General features: G+C 36.8%; 14 protein-coding genes and 1 other RNA gene. 3 read left to right on the top strand and 12 right to left on the bottom strand.

The genetic code is table 11. From position 1 onward, the window contains the following. Nucleotides 1–299: 299 nt before the first annotated feature. From mnmA to HMPREF2811_RS04525, 3 genes are read right to left on the bottom strand one after another with little or no spacing between them, the layout of a single operon-like run. Entirely contained in the window at nt 300–1,427 is a 1,128-nt protein-coding gene (gene mnmA / locus HMPREF2811_RS04515) for a tRNA 2-thiouridine(34) synthase MnmA (RefSeq protein ID WP_071408285.1), read from the bottom strand. A 23-nt stretch (nt 1,428–1,450) separates the two neighbouring features. Then, on the bottom strand, nt 1,451–1,789 hold the full coding sequence (locus HMPREF2811_RS04520; protein ID WP_071408286.1) for a cysteine desulfurase: 339 nt from the start codon (nt 1,787–1,789) through the stop codon (nt 1,451–1,453). Further along, entirely contained in the window at nt 1,762–2,922 is a 1,161-nt protein-coding gene (locus HMPREF2811_RS04525; RefSeq protein WP_071408287.1) for a cysteine desulfurase family protein, read from the bottom strand. The genes HMPREF2811_RS04520 and HMPREF2811_RS04525 overlap by 28 nt, the downstream gene beginning before the upstream one ends. A gap of 283 nt (nt 2,923–3,205) precedes the next feature. On the opposite strand from HMPREF2811_RS04525, the gene HMPREF2811_RS04530 reads away from it, so the two are divergent. From HMPREF2811_RS04530 to HMPREF2811_RS04545, 3 genes are all read left to right on the top strand, one after another. Continuing rightward, nucleotides 3,206–4,474 (top strand): replication-associated recombination protein A, encoded by a 1,269-nt coding sequence (locus tag HMPREF2811_RS04530; RefSeq protein ID WP_071408288.1) that lies wholly within the window; start codon nt 3,206–3,208, stop codon nt 4,472–4,474. 419 nt (nt 4,475–4,893) lie between these two features. After that, nucleotides 4,894–5,085, top strand: a non-coding RNA gene (ssrS, locus tag HMPREF2811_RS04540) — 6S RNA. A 53-nt stretch (nt 5,086–5,138) separates the two neighbouring features. Further along, the gene (locus HMPREF2811_RS04545; protein ID WP_071408290.1) at nt 5,139–5,408 is read left to right on the top strand and encodes a hypothetical protein; all 270 of its coding nucleotides are present in this window, start codon (nt 5,139–5,141) and stop codon (nt 5,406–5,408) included. A gap of 161 nt (nt 5,409–5,569) precedes the next feature. Here the strand turns inward: HMPREF2811_RS04545 and HMPREF2811_RS04550 are convergent, their stop codons facing one another. The 9 genes from HMPREF2811_RS04550 to HMPREF2811_RS04590 form a co-directional block, all read right to left on the bottom strand. Continuing rightward, nucleotides 5,570–6,340: an ABC transporter permease gene (locus tag HMPREF2811_RS04550; protein ID WP_071408291.1), complete on the bottom strand. Its 771-nt coding sequence runs from the start codon at nt 6,338–6,340 to the stop codon at nt 5,570–5,572. Beyond that, entirely contained in the window at nt 6,333–7,268 is a 936-nt protein-coding gene (locus HMPREF2811_RS04555; protein ID WP_066127033.1) for an ABC transporter ATP-binding protein, read from the bottom strand. Before HMPREF2811_RS04555 ends, HMPREF2811_RS04550 begins: the two co-directional genes overlap by 8 nt. Before the next feature lie 241 nt (nt 7,269–7,509). Continuing rightward, nucleotides 7,510–7,713, bottom strand: a complete 204-nt coding sequence (locus HMPREF2811_RS04560) for a CsbD family protein (protein ID WP_066127030.1) — start codon at nt 7,711–7,713, stop codon at nt 7,510–7,512. 216 nt (nt 7,714–7,929) lie between these two features. Continuing rightward, a complete protein-coding gene (sufB, locus tag HMPREF2811_RS04565) occupies nt 7,930–9,342 on the bottom strand; it encodes a Fe-S cluster assembly protein SufB (protein ID WP_071408292.1) in 1,413 nt (470 codons plus the stop codon). Continuing rightward, nucleotides 9,335–9,793 carry a Fe-S cluster assembly sulfur transfer protein SufU gene (gene sufU / locus HMPREF2811_RS04570; RefSeq protein WP_071408293.1) on the bottom strand — a complete coding sequence of 153 codons (459 nt, stop codon included), beginning with the start codon at nt 9,791–9,793 and terminating at the stop codon, nt 9,335–9,337. The genes sufB and sufU overlap by 8 nt, the downstream gene beginning before the upstream one ends. Further along, the gene (locus HMPREF2811_RS04575; RefSeq protein WP_071408294.1) at nt 9,780–10,997 is read right to left on the bottom strand and encodes an aminotransferase class V-fold PLP-dependent enzyme; all 1,218 of its coding nucleotides are present in this window, start codon (nt 10,995–10,997) and stop codon (nt 9,780–9,782) included. The genes sufU and HMPREF2811_RS04575 overlap by 14 nt, the downstream gene beginning before the upstream one ends. Further along, nucleotides 10,990–12,300, bottom strand: a complete 1,311-nt coding sequence (gene sufD, locus HMPREF2811_RS04580; RefSeq protein ID WP_071408295.1) for a Fe-S cluster assembly protein SufD — start codon at nt 12,298–12,300, stop codon at nt 10,990–10,992. The genes HMPREF2811_RS04575 and sufD overlap by 8 nt, the downstream gene beginning before the upstream one ends. 11 nt (nt 12,301–12,311) lie before the next feature. After that, the gene (gene sufC / locus HMPREF2811_RS04585; protein WP_066126087.1) at nt 12,312–13,082 is read right to left on the bottom strand and encodes a Fe-S cluster assembly ATPase SufC; all 771 of its coding nucleotides are present in this window, start codon (nt 13,080–13,082) and stop codon (nt 12,312–12,314) included. A gap of 328 nt (nt 13,083–13,410) precedes the next feature. After that, a complete protein-coding gene (locus HMPREF2811_RS04590) occupies nt 13,411–14,079 on the bottom strand; it encodes a DNA alkylation repair protein (protein ID WP_071408296.1) in 669 nt (222 codons plus the stop codon). Between the last annotated feature and the right edge of the window lie 14 nt (nt 14,080–14,093).

The following is a 14,093-nucleotide window of genomic DNA, read 5'->3' on the forward strand; positions in this document are numbered from 1 at the left end:
ACCAACACTAAAAATTATAGATCCAAAATAAGTAATAAAAAGGACTATTTCATTTAGCGAAATAGTCTTTTTTTGTTCTATTAGTGCAACATAGCGCTTGAAGTTAGTGCGAAATAAAACCAAAATTTACACCTATACCTAATCACCAGGGAAATTTCTTCTATTCACAACCAAAAGCACACAGCCAACAAAATACAGTCAACCTTATATCTTCAATATCACAAACAAAAAAAGTGAATTCACAATAGTCACTAAACGTACCTATAACGATTCACTCTATCTTTTATTATCTTTTCATTTTAAACATATTGACGTTTTTCACCGTTCATATAAGCAGCATCAATTAAGCCGCCACCTAAACATTCTTCGCTACGATAAAAGACAACTGCTTGGCCTGGTGTTACTGCACGCACTGGTTCATCAAAAATAACTTTCGCTTTAGAGCCTGATTCATCCAATTGCACTTTCACGTTAATATCTTTTTGACGATAACGGAATTTAGCTGTACATTCAAATTCTTTTTCCGTCCAATTATCAGTTGTAAAATGAACTTCACTTGCTTCTAAATATTCAGAATATAAATTATCATGATGGTAACCTTGACCTACGTATAAGGTTTGCGTTGTTTGGTCTTTACCAATAACAAACCATGGTTCATTAGAAGTACCGGCTGTGCCACCAATTCCAAGACCTTGACGTTGCCCAATGGTATAATACATTAATCCCATATGTTCACCCATTACTCGACCATCTAATGTCATCATTTTTCCGGGTTTGTTTGGTAAATAATTCGCTAAAAACTCATTAAAATCACGTTCACCGATAAAGCAAACACCCGTTGAATCTTTCTTTTTAGCTGTCGCTAAACCAGCTTCTTCGGCTATTTTACGTACTTGTGGCTTTTCTAAATGACCTAATGGGAACATCGCTTTTTTCAATTGTGCTTGTGATAATTGACTTAAAAAATAAGTTTGGTCTTTATTCGCATCTTTACCACGCAATAAATGAACCACACCATTTTCATCTGTTTCCACTTGCGCATAATGCCCCATCGCGATATAATCCGCACCTAATCCCATCGCATAATCTAAAAATGCTTTAAATTTAATTTCTTTATTACACATGACATCAGGATTTGGCGTACGACCATTACGGTATTCTTGTAAGAAATATTCAAAAACGCGATCCCAATATTCTTTTTCAAAGTTGACTGAATAATAAGGAATGCCAATTTGTTCAGCAACTTTTGCGACATCTTCATAATCTTCCGTTGCGGTACAATAGCCCTCATCATCTGTATCGTCCCAGTTTTTCATAAATAAACCGACGACATCATATCCTTGTTGTTTTAATAATAGTGCGGCCACCGATGAATCGACGCCACCACTCATGCCTATTACGACGCGTGTATTTTTGTTATCAGTCAACACATGACCTCCTATTTATATTGTTATTTGTGTTCAATCATTACATTTCGATCGACAAAACCATCAAAAATAAAGTTAATTTTTTCTTCTAACATCGCATTATTATCTAATTTTGAGACATCAACAGCAGTTAATTCATTACTCGTAACAGTCGAGATTTTTAATGTTTTCAAATCATTTTTTACTGTCACTTTTAATACTAAACCTCTACGATGTTCTGTATCTAAAGGTCGTTTATATTGAAAATTACCACCTTTAGTCTCCATGAAACCATTATCTCTTAAGGTATAAGGTTTACATTCTGGGCTCATGCTAAATGTACGATTGAATCCTTTTAATGTTGCGGTTGTTGTGAATGCCATAGTTGTTTGGTCCTTTCTTTTAAATTAATTAATTGTTGGATAAAAGTATCAATTTCTTCTTTGGTGTTTTGTTTACCAAATGATAATCGAATACTTTGGTGATGACGCTTGTCATCATTTGGATAATAAGCTGATAAAACATGACTTACTTCTAGACTTCCTGCTGAACAAGCACTTCCAGCTGAGATAGCGATATTAGCTAGATCAGTTTGGACTAACAGCTGACTTGCATCAATATTGGGAAAGTATAAATTAACAATATAGGGTACTTGATGAGCGCCATTACGTTCAAATTCAATGCCCTTTTGCTTGAGTTGAGCCATTAAATAATTCGCTAATTCACTAGCGGTGTCCAAATTAGCTTGGTTTGCTAATTCAAAAGCCTTCGTCAACCCTAAAATATAAGGAAGATTTTCTGTTCCAGAACGTAACCCGGCTTCTTGTCCACCCCCATGCAATAAAGGCTGAAGCGTCATTTTTTCATCCCATGGTTGATAAGCTAAAAAGCCAATACCTTTGGGTGCACCTAATTTATGACCAGAGGCCGAATAAGAAGTGGCATTTAACGCCTCGAGATCTACTTTACCATGACCAAATGCTTGAACGGCATCAACATGGAACCATTTCACATGGTCTTTCGCAATTTTTCCAAGTTCATCAATCGGTAAACACGCACCTAATTCATTGTTAACCAACATGGCTACCCAACCCATTGTTTGTGGAGTGGTTGCGGCAATAAATTGTTCAACAGAATAATTTAAATCATGAGGTTTTAAATAAGTGATGTCGAAACCTTGAGTCTCTAAATACTTTAACACTTCTAACACTGATGGATGTTCAATTGCCGTAGCGACAATATGATGACCATAACCTAGTGCTTTTGCTTTCATTGCTTGTGACAGAATGGCCCAATTATTCGCTTCAGTCGCCCCACTGGTAAAATATAAATCTGCTTTTGGTAAATTAATCAGCTCTTTTATCTGTTGGCGTGCTTGATTAATTAAATGTTTATTTTTCTTTCCCGCTTGATAAACACTTGATGGATTATAATAATTTTCCAACAAAGCTTCATGGATAACTTTTGCTACTTCTGGATCAACGGGTGTCGTTGCGGCATTATCTAAATATATCACGACACATTCCTCCTTATCACATTGTCTATTATACTACATTCCAATTTGTTTGTGTATGGATAATTAAAGGACCCTTATCATTGAATCAATCATTTGATAAATAACATCCTAACAAACTTTAAAATACATATTCAAACCCTTTTGTCATTCAAATGAATATCATAATGTATTCACAACTTCAGTATCATAACATATAATAAAGATGTAACCAAGACTTTTGCTTTAATTTAGTAAATATTTTAAAATAGAGTTATTAATTTATAAAAAACAAAGGAGGATTAGCATGTCTCAACCATTAGCTTTCCGAATGAGACCTCGAAAAATTGAAGAAGTGATTGGTCAGCAACACTTAGTGGGACCAGGTAAAATTATTGATCGCATGGTTCGTGCTCAAAGACTCACTTCCATGATTTTATATGGTCCTCCAGGCACAGGAAAAACCAGTATCGCCAGTGCCATTGCCGGTAGTACGCAACATGCCTTCCGCGTCCTTAATGCCGCCACTGACAGCAAAAAGGATATCGAAGTCGTCGTTGAAGAAGCAAAGATGTCAGGCACCGTCATTTTATTACTGGATGAGATACATCGCTTAAATAAAGTTAAGCAAGATTATCTACTCCCCCATCTTGAAAGTGGACGAGTGATTTTAATTGGTGCCACTACTGAAAATCCTTATATATCCATTAACCCCGCTATCCGTAGTCGCGTACAAATATTCGAAGTCAAACCACTAACGAGTGACGAAATTGTTGAAGGCTTAACCAATGCGCTTTACGATTCAGAACGGGGCTTAGGTCACTATCAAGTTGAAATGGATGACAGCACCTTACGTCATTTTGCACATGTCACCAATGGCGATATTCGTAGCGCCCTCAATTCTCTTGAATTAGCTGTTTTATCGACAGAAGCGAATGAAGACGGTAAAGTAATCATCACTCAAGATATTGCTGAAGAATGCTTGCAACGCAAACGTTTAGCTCATGATAAAGACGGCGATGCTCATTATGATACCATCTCAGCATTACAAAAATCCATTCGTGGAAGTGATGTGGATGCTGCCCTCTATTATTTAGCGATTTTACTGGAAGCTGGCGAGTTAATTATTGCTTGTCGTCGCTTATTGGTCATTGCTTATGAAGATATTGGCTTAGGTAACCCACAAGCAACTGAAAGAACAGTGGCCGCTGTTGAAGCCGCAGAAAAATTAGGCTTACCAGAAGCACGTATTCCATTAGCCTTTGCGACTGTAGAACTTGCCTTAAGTCCAAAATCCAATACCACAATGGTGGCATTAGACAGTGCGCTCGCTGATATTCGCAGTGGTAATATTGGCCCCATTCCTGATCACTTGAGAGATGCTCATTATAGCGGAGCAGCTAAATTGGGTCGTGGTGTTGAATATAAATATCCTCATAGCTATCCTGGCCATTGGGTCTTACAACAATATTTACCAGATAATGTTAAAAGTAAACAATACTTCAAACCAGATCCAACTGGTAAATATGAAGAAGCCCTTGCTAATGTCTATAAAAAAATAAAAAGTCAATCATAATTTCAAGTGGGAGTGGACCAGAAGTAGAAATTGAATAAATTTTCCTTCGTCTGTCCACCCCCGCACAGTTGAGTAGGCCTTAAGCAAGTCGAAAGACGCAGTTTGAGGCCACTCAACCCCTGCGCTGTTAATAAACGAACAATAATTTTGACTAAATTTATCAAGTTTATGTCCAGCCTCTGCCCAATTGTGAAAAATAATATAGTAACGCTTTTGATCTGAAAATGCTTTTAAATTAGGTTGAATTATAATATCTAATTGCCCCATTTTAAAGCAATAAAACATTAAAGCACCTCACAAAAAGCAATTTTTTTTTGCGATAAAGCTTGATATAACGCGATTGATTGCGGTTTAATAATGATATTTTTGCAAAACGCTTTATTTATAAAACATTTAGTGCTATAATATAGTCATAGATGAGATATCTGAAGTGTACGTTGTTTACACATCGTGCGAACCGAACACTTTATTATTATATAGGGATTCTACTGAAGGTCTGGAATGACAACCCTTTTACACTTGGAAGTCAGGAAGGATTTTCTTGAAGCCCACCTGCAGTTACTTGCGGGTTCATTACATGTGTACGCCTTGACGGCATATTCGGATATTCTTATTAGCTGGCGCGAGCCAGCTTTTTTTATAAATGAAATTAAAGGAGTACTATATGATATTAACGGTTTTATATTTTGCTTTTCCCCTCTTAATGTTGATTATCGCTGGTTATTTGGTCTATTTTCGCCATGAACTAAAAGTTTGGTTAAACCTTGAAGATACTAAAATTATTAAAGCTCTCATTTCAGCCTTTTTCTCAATGGGATTAGTCGGTTTATTTTTAACGACCTTAAAATATGAAACTCTCTTTATCATTTGGATGATTTTGGCTATCTTATTAACGGGAGTACTCACCTTCATCTTCGTAAAATTAATGAAATAAAAGAACTCAATACTTTTTGATGTGAGTCGACTGAATTTTCTCTGTACGTTCACCTCATTTGAAAAAAATCTCCCTTGCTATCATTTATTACAGTGGTAAACAAGGGAGATTAAATTATATTGTGCTCTTTTAGGTTGGATTTGACTATTGTACTGGTTAAATTAGCTACGTAAGCCAATACCACGATCCACTAAATAATATGCTAATGAATACAGTACCGCGATAAAAATGATTAAAATGGTAACCGACATCGCTATCGGTACATCGCCTATCCCTAAGAAACCATAACGGAAACCTGAAATCATATAAACGATTGGATTGATTTTCGAAACGGCTTGCCAAAACGGCGGTAACATTGAAATGGCGTAGAACACTCCACCTAAATAAGTTAAGGGTTGTAGTACAAACGTTGGCACAATCGAGACATCATCAAAACTTCTAGCAAACACACCATTAATTAAACCTGCTAAAGAAAATAAAATGGCGGTCATTAAAATGGTCATCACTACAACTAGCCAAGAATGAACATGCAGTGGTACAAAGAATAATGACACCATGGTCACTAATGAAGCAACAATTAAACTCCGTCCAACCCCTCCTAATACAAATCCCCAAATGATAACATGAGTGGGTACAGGGGCTACTAATAATTCTTCAATATTTTTTTGTAATTTTTGAGAAAAGAATGATGAGGAAACATTGGCATAAGAACTAGTAATAGATGACATCATTATCAATCCTGGAACAATAAACTCCATATAACTGAAGCCTCCCATTTCACCAATACGTCCACCAATCATTTTTCCAAAGATTATAAAATAAAGCGAAGTGGTAATGACAGGTGGAACTAATGTTTGTACCCAAATTCGCAAATAACGATTGGTTTCTTTCATCACTAAACTTTTTAATGCTGTAAAATATAAACTAAACATGTTGATCCTCCGTCTGAAGTTTCTCTTCGGTAATTTTCAGGAATAACTCTTCCAAACGATTCGATTTATTTCGCATCGACAGTACCTTAATGCCTTGTTTTGTTAATTGAGTAAAAATATCATTAACCCCTTGATTGCGCTCAACTTCGACTTCCAAGGTTTGGTCACCATCAAATTGATATGCATAGCCTGCTAACTGAGGTTGTTGTTGCGATATATCTAGATCAAAGATAAACGTTTCATGCTGTAATTTTGATAATAATGCTTTCATACTGGTATTCTCAATTAGTTGGCCCGCTTGGATGATGCCAATATTACGACATAACATCTCGGCTTCTTCAAGATAATGAGTCGTTAAGATAATGGTGGTGCCATTAGCATTTAACTCTTGTAAGAAATGCCACATCCCTCTTCTTAACTCAATATCAACCCCGGCGGTCGGTTCATCTAAAATCAATAGTTTGGGTTCATGCATCAAGGCTCTAGCAATCATTAAACGACGCTTCATCCCTCCTGATAACATGCGCGCTTTTTCATCACGCTTTTCCCATAAATCTGCTTGTTTCAAATATTTTTCACTGCGCTTATAGGCTTCTTTACGAGGCACGCCATAATAACCTGCTTGATTGACCACAATTTGTTGGACAGTCTCAAATGGATTAAAATTGAACTCTTGTGGTACCAAGCCAATTTGTTGCTTCGCTTTTTCTAACTGAGTATCAATATCATATCCAAAAACCTTTACCGTCCCAGAAGTTTTATTGACTAGCGAAGTAATAATACCGATAGTCGTCGACTTGCCAGCACCATTAGGCCCTAATAACGCATAAAAATCACCCTCAGAGACCTTTAAATCAATCCCCTTGAGTGCTTGTACTCCTGTATCATAAACCTTCTTTAAATCCGATATTTCCAATGCATAAGTCATATATAAGAAATCTCCTTTTATTCATCTGATACTATTCTAACATCTATTTGAACATAGGTAAAATGGAATGGTTATTATAAATATAGGATTGTTTTAAAGGTGTTGGTGGACAGATTTTTCTCAGTAAACCCAACCATTTGACAAAGAGCCATCAATATTAGACGTTGGCTCTCAAATTCCATGCTATTTTCCCTATCAAACAAAAAAAGATCGGACCCTAGAGCCCAATCTTTTAATTAATTTATTTATCTTCTTTGTCAGATAAACCTTCTTTAATTCCTTCTACAGTATCTTTTACATCTTCAATGCCTTCTTTAACAGCACCTTTAACTTTTTCAGCAACGCCTTCAGATTGTAATTTTTCATTATCGGTAACTTTTCCGACAGTTTCTTTTACTGATCCAGATACTTTATCTAATTTCGCTTCATTTTTTTCTTTTGACATATTCATTTCCTCCTTGTTTTATAGCATACTTCTACTATACTACCTTATGATGAATATGTGAAATAATATGCTCAGAGATGAAAGTTTAAACACTTTAATTGATGACTGCGTTACAATTTACTAAGACAAAAATTAGTATCTTAACGTATCGGTTTACTATAATGATTTTCGTTAAAAGAGCTAGTTATAAATAAAGAGACTGGATAGACCGTCCTTCTACCCCACACTACCTTCCATTTCATAACTGATCAATCGGTTTAATTCAACAGCGTATTCCATCGGTAATTCTTTGGTGAACGGTTCAACAAATCCCATGATAATCATTTCAGTAGCAGCTGCTTCTGATAAACCGCGACTCATTAAATAGAATAATTGTTCTTCTGATATGCGCGATACTTTGGCTTCGTGTTCTAAAGCCACTTGGCCATTATGAATTTCGTTAAATGGAATGGTATCTGATTTTGATTTTTCATCCATAATAATCGTATCACATTCAATATGCGACATAGATCCTTGTGAATTTTTACCAAAATATACTTGTCCACGATAATTGACACTACCACCATCTTTCGCAATCGATTTAGAAACGATTGAGCTCGACGTATTCGGTGCATTATGATAGATTTTGGCACCGGCATCTTGAATTTGATTCGCTCCAGCAAAGGCAATAGACATGACGGTACCACGAGACCCTTGACCTTGTAAGTATACACTTGGATATTTCATGGTCACTTGTGCACCAAGGTTACCGTCAACCCACTCCATTGTCGCGCCTTCATGGGCAACCGAACGTTTGGTTACCAAATTATAAACATTATGAGACCAGTTTTGAATGGTGGTATAACGGCAATAGGCATCCTTTTTGACAATAATTTCCACCACTGCACCATGTAAAGAAGCGGTTGAGTAAGTCGGTGCGGTACAACCTTCAACATAGTGAATGCTGGCACCTTCATCGACAATAATCAAAGTCCGTTCAAATTGTCCGGTTCCTTCATTATTAATTCTAAAATATGTTTGTAATGGAATATCACATTTTACGCCTTTAGGAACATAAATAAATGTTCCACCACTCCAGACGGCTCCATTTAATCCCGCTATAAAATTATCAGTGGGCGGTACTACCGTTCCAAAATGTTCTTTAAAAATTTCTGGATATTCCTTTAAAGCTGTATCCGTATCAGTAAATAAAATACCTAGTTTATCAAACTCGGCTTTTAAATTATGATAAACAGCTTCTGATTCGTATTGCACGGCCGCTCCTGCTAAATAGGCACGTTCAGCTTCAGGTATACCAAGTCGTTCAAAGGTATTTTTGATTTCTTCAGGGACATCATCCCAGCTTCTCGCTGGTTTATTAGTGGCTTTTTGATAATAAGTAATATCATCAAAGTCCAAGCCAGATAAATCAGGTCCCCAATTAACTTTTTTAGCATTATAATAGGCATCTAAAGCTTTTAAGCGATAGTCTAACATCCATTGGGGTTCATTTTTTTCTTTGGAAATGGTGCGTACCACTTGTTCATTTAAACCTTTTCCAGTTGAGAAAATGATTTCTGCATTGTCTTTAAAACCATAAGCATAGTCATCCACGACTGGCACTTCATGTTCTCTTACTACTTCAGTCATCTAAATCACTCTCTTTCTGTGGGTCGACTGCCCCTGCTGCAGCTTTCCAAGCTAATACCGCACATTTATAACGTGCAGGAAATTGTTTAACTCCTTCAAGGAAATAAGCATCTTTTAAGGCAATCTCCCATTGTTCATCAATGGTTTCTCCTTTTACCAATTGATTAAAAACGTCAATTAACTTTAAGGCTTTATCAATAGTAAGTCCTTTAATAGCCTCGGTCATCATACTCGCACTGGCCATACTAATCGAACATCCATGTCCAGTATAAGCCACTTCTTCAATCACCTGATCCTTCACTACCATTTGCACCATAATCGCGTCACCACAGGTTGGATTTAATAATTCCATGTGATGGGTTGCATCGTCTAAAGCATAATGGTGATGAGGATGTTGTGCATGATCTAAAATCACTTCTCGATATAAATGAGATAAATTAGATAGGCCCATTAAAAAACTCCTTTACCTTTTTCGTTACTTCAATAAAATGGTTTACTTCTGCTTCCGTATTATAAACGGCTAAGCTGGCTCTTAGCGTCGCATGAACACCTAAATAGCGCATCAAAGGTTGCGCACAATGATGGCCAGCTCTAACAGCAATCCCTTCCATATCATAACCGGTCGCCGCATCATGCGGATGAACTCCTTCAATATTAAAACTAAAAATACCATTTTGACCTTGGTGATAGACGGTCACGCCATCGATTTCAGACATCCCCTGTGTTAACCGTTGAGTTAGCTGTTGGACATGAGTTTGTAAAGGTTTCATGCCAATGTCGTTTAACCAATCAATCGCTGCACCTAATCCAATGACTTCCGCAATCGGTGGTGTTCCTCCTTCAAATTTCCAAGGTGCTTCTTTATAATTACTTGTTTCATCCCCGACATAATGAATCATTTCTCCACCATAAAAGAATGGCTGACATGTTTCATGATGACGACGATTGAGATAGCAAATTCCAATACCTGTTGGTCCATATAGTTTATGACCACTAAAACAATAAGCGTCGACACCTAAGACTTCAATGTCTAGACTTTGATGAGCGACAGCTTGGGCACCATCCACTACCACGATGATATTATGTTGATGTGCCCACTCAGTCAATTGTCGAATAGGTTGTTCAACGCCTAACACATTGGAAACATGTTGGATTACCAAAGCTTTAACGGATTTTAACGCTTCTACTTGATGCAATTGAGCCAAATCAACAGTAAAATCCTCGGTTAAAGGCAACATTTTTAATTTGGCGCCTGTTCTTTGGCAAACCGCTTGCCAAGGTACAAAATTTGAATGATGCTCTAAGGTCGTGGTTAAAATAATATCGCCGGCTGTCATTAATGGTTCCACCAAACTACGAGCTAAAAAATTAAGACTCGCCGTTGTCCCACTTGTATAAATAATTTCATTCGTTTCTTTAGCTCCGATAAATTGAGCAACTTTCGTTCGAATCGCTTCATACTGAGTGGTCGCTCTTTCAGCTAAGGTGTGAACACCTCGATGAATATTGGCATTGTCCGCTTGATAATAGCGCATCATTGCCTCCAATACGGCCTGCGGCTTCTGGGTAGTGGCTGCATTATCAAAGTAAATCAACGGTTCATCATTTACCGTTTGATTTAAAAGCAGGAATTGTTGACGTATTGGATTAATCATTTAAATCATCTGCCTTAATACTCATTAATTTATGATCAATGACTTCCATTAATTCATCACGTACTTTTTGTGAAGGCATACTTAAAATAACCGGTCCTAAAAATCCACGTATGACTAAATATTCTGCTGTTTCTTTTGTTAAACCACGACTCATTAAGTAATGCAATTGTTGTTCATCGACTTGTCCAATACTTGCGGCATGGCCTGCGGTCACTTCAAACTCTTCAATTAATAAAATGGGGTTGGCATCTCCGCGTGCTTTATCTGATAACATTAAAACGCGACTCTCTTGCTGCGCATCAGCATGTTTGGCGCCATTTTCAATTAAACCAATGCCATTAAAGGTTAAGGTCGAACGGTCTAGGATGACGCCATGTTGGAAAATATTCCCAATCGTATGGTGACCACGATTAACAACTTTTGAATCAATGGCTTGAACTTGCTTATCAGAAGAAATACCGACAATCGCAACTTGTGACTCAGATCCATTGCCATCTAAATAAGTATCCAAATCTAAAATAACATTACTATCATTCATTTCTCCAATCGCCCAATCGATATGAGCATCACGTTCAGTCCTTGCATAGCGTTTAATATAAGCATGGGTATTTTGTGGTAAGGTATCGATAGCCATATATTTTAAACGAGCTCCTGCTCTGACTATCGCTTCAACAATGATAGTTGTACTAAAGGTTGCTTCACCTTCAGCTTGGACACGCTCTAAGTAATCAACTGAACTGTTCTCATCGACAACAATTAAGACTCGTTTATTAAAGGCTTGTTGATAACGTGCATCGGCCATTAAAATGCTTTCGATTGGTAATGCAATTTCAACATTTTTGGGCACATATACAAACAATCCACCATTGAGATGTGCCGTGTTATAAGCAACCACTTTATCCGTATGATGTTCAACGACGGTACCGAAATATTGTGCGACTAAATCAGGATGCTCGACCATCGCCTCAAATAAATCCATTAGGATAACGCCTTGTTCTTTTAAGTCTATTGGTAAGCTCTCCATAATGGTACTATTGCCTGCCTGAACAATTTTGGCACCTTCTGCTTCAGCCAATTCTAACGCTGCGGCTGTTCCATAAGTTAAGGGATCCATCATTGCTTCAACATCGGCAATTTTAGTGTTAAATAATGGCCAACGATGAAATTTAGTGCGCTCAATTATTGGCAGTGCTAATGATGCCCACTTTTCACCTGCTTCATCACGTAATTTGGTAAACCATTCTGGTAATTCATAAGCATAAGGTAATAATTCATATTGTGAGTGTAATTCATTTAATGACATTAAATTCACTCCTATTCTTTCTCTTCTAACGTTAGACCTAATTCTTCACTAATCCCTTTATAACCTTCTGCTTCTAAGCGTTGTGCTAATTCAGGTCCTCCGGTCATGACAACTTTTCCGTCCATCATAATATGAACGACATCTGGTTCAATATAATTTAATAAACGTTGATAGTGAGTAATGATTAAGGAACCAAATTGCTCACCACGCATTGCATTAACACCTTTAGAAACAACTTTTAAAGCATCAATATCTAATCCAGAGTCAATCTCATCTAAAATCGCAAATTTTGGCTCAATCATTAAGCATTGTAAAATTTCATTACGTTTCTTTTCTCCACCAGAAAATCCTTCATTCAAATAGCGCCCTGCCATTTCTTCAGGCATATCTAATAAGGCCATTTTTTCGTCTAGTTTTTTAATAAAGGTCCGCACGTCCATCTTATCATCTTCAGCTCGGCGTGAGTTGATCGCTGCTCGCATAAATTCAGCATTGGTCACTCCAGGAATTTCACTTGGATATTGAACTGCTAAAAATAGACCGGCACGCGCTCTTTCATCAACTTCCATCTCTAATACATTCTCGCCATCAAGCAAAATTTCACCTTGAGTAACTTCAAATGCAGGATTACCCATAATTGCGGCTGCTAAGGTTGATTTTCCGGTACCATTTGGCCCCATTACTGCATGAATTTCACCGGTATTAAGTGTTAAATTCACACCTTTTAATATTTCTTTGTCTTCTATTCTGACATGTAAATCTTTAATTTCTAAAACAGACATGTGAACGCCTCCTTAAATTCATAAATATATTGTAACTAAATTTTATTGGTCTTTCAATCTTTTCCCAAATTCAACTATCGTTATCAATTCATGGCACATTTGTGATATGAACAATAAGAAAATTACAAAACATTGATACTTGGTCTATCAAGTATTACAGCGCATTGATATTTCGTCTATCATGATAGGAATGATAGGTTAAATTGCTTACTTTAGAACACCATCGTGCAGTTACTTGTTTCTAACGATGATTTTTAGTCTAATTTAATTGCTGAATCCTTTTCACTCATTGCTGTATATAACAACTTACTTCTGGTTAAGGCTTTTTCTAATTTAAATGCTTACTTGCTTCACGATAGGATAATGCAGATAACTGATGTTGATAGTCAGCTAAAAATTGACGTACACACTGGGGATTGGTTTTAGCATACTCTCTGAGACTCCAACCAATCGCTTTATTAATAAAGAATTCATCACTTCCTAAATTATTTAAAATGATTGCGACTAACAATTCCGTATTTGTTTTATCTTTACGTCCAATTTGATGATCGATGGCTAAACGTCTAAGCCAAATATCCTCATTCTTTGACCAAACAAGTATTAAATGATCGACCCGATTATCCGTTAGCCCAATATTACCGATTAAACGATCTAAACGGTCAATGGTATCCCACCATTGATGTTGTTTAGCCAAGTGATATAAGTTAGAAATATCATCATATGCTAAGCATTTGGCCATTGCTTGTAAATAATCCAATGCGACATAATGTAGCTCACGAAATTGACTATCATAACAATCGTTCACAAATTGCCAATCGATTGTTTGAGTTGCTTTTTCATTTTGAATAAATTCTTTAATAAGCGCTTTTCTTGCAGGTGTCTTGACGCCCAAAAATTCAAATTGATTGCGCATATATTGTTTCATTGATAAAGCGTTTTGTGGGTCCGAGGCGTTTTGAATCAAGGTTAAAATATGTGTGTATTGTAAGCGTCCTATATCAGAGTATCTTG

The organism is Globicatella sp. HMSC072A10 (assembly GCF_001811625.1).
Taxonomy (GTDB): Bacteria; Bacillota; Bacilli; order Lactobacillales; family Aerococcaceae; genus Globicatella; species Globicatella sanguinis.

Bases quoted from the DNA above. Each gene is read 5' to 3' on its own strand.
- sufU (WP_071408293.1), bottom strand. From the start codon at position 9,793: ATGGGCCTATCTAATTTATCTCATTTATATCGAGAAGTGATTTTAGAT.
- sufC (WP_066126087.1), bottom strand. From the start codon at position 13,082: ATGTCTGTTTTAGAAATTAAAGATTTACATGTCAGAATAGAAGACAAA.
- HMPREF2811_RS04575 (WP_071408294.1), bottom strand. From the start codon at position 10,997: ATGATTAATCCAATACGTCAACAATTCCTGCTTTTAAATCAAACGGTA.
- HMPREF2811_RS04550 (WP_071408291.1), bottom strand. From the start codon at position 6,340: ATGTTTAGTTTATATTTTACAGCATTAAAAAGTTTAGTGATGAAAGAA.
- HMPREF2811_RS04530 (WP_071408288.1), top strand. From the start codon at position 3,206: ATGTCTCAACCATTAGCTTTCCGAATGAGACCTCGAAAAATTGAAGAA.
- HMPREF2811_RS04555 (WP_066127033.1), bottom strand. From the start codon at position 7,268: ATGACTTATGCATTGGAAATATCGGATTTAAAGAAGGTTTATGATACA.
- HMPREF2811_RS04560 (WP_066127030.1), bottom strand. From the start codon at position 7,713: ATGTCAAAAGAAAAAAATGAAGCGAAATTAGATAAAGTATCTGGATCA.
- HMPREF2811_RS04545 (WP_071408290.1), top strand. From the start codon at position 5,139: ATGATATTAACGGTTTTATATTTTGCTTTTCCCCTCTTAATGTTGATT.
- HMPREF2811_RS04520 (WP_071408286.1), bottom strand. From the start codon at position 1,789: ATGGCATTCACAACAACCGCAACATTAAAAGGATTCAATCGTACATTT.
- sufD (WP_071408295.1), bottom strand. From the start codon at position 12,300: ATGTCATTAAATGAATTACACTCACAATATGAATTATTACCTTATGCT.
- sufB (WP_071408292.1), bottom strand. From the start codon at position 9,342: ATGACTGAAGTAGTAAGAGAACATGAAGTGCCAGTCGTGGATGACTAT.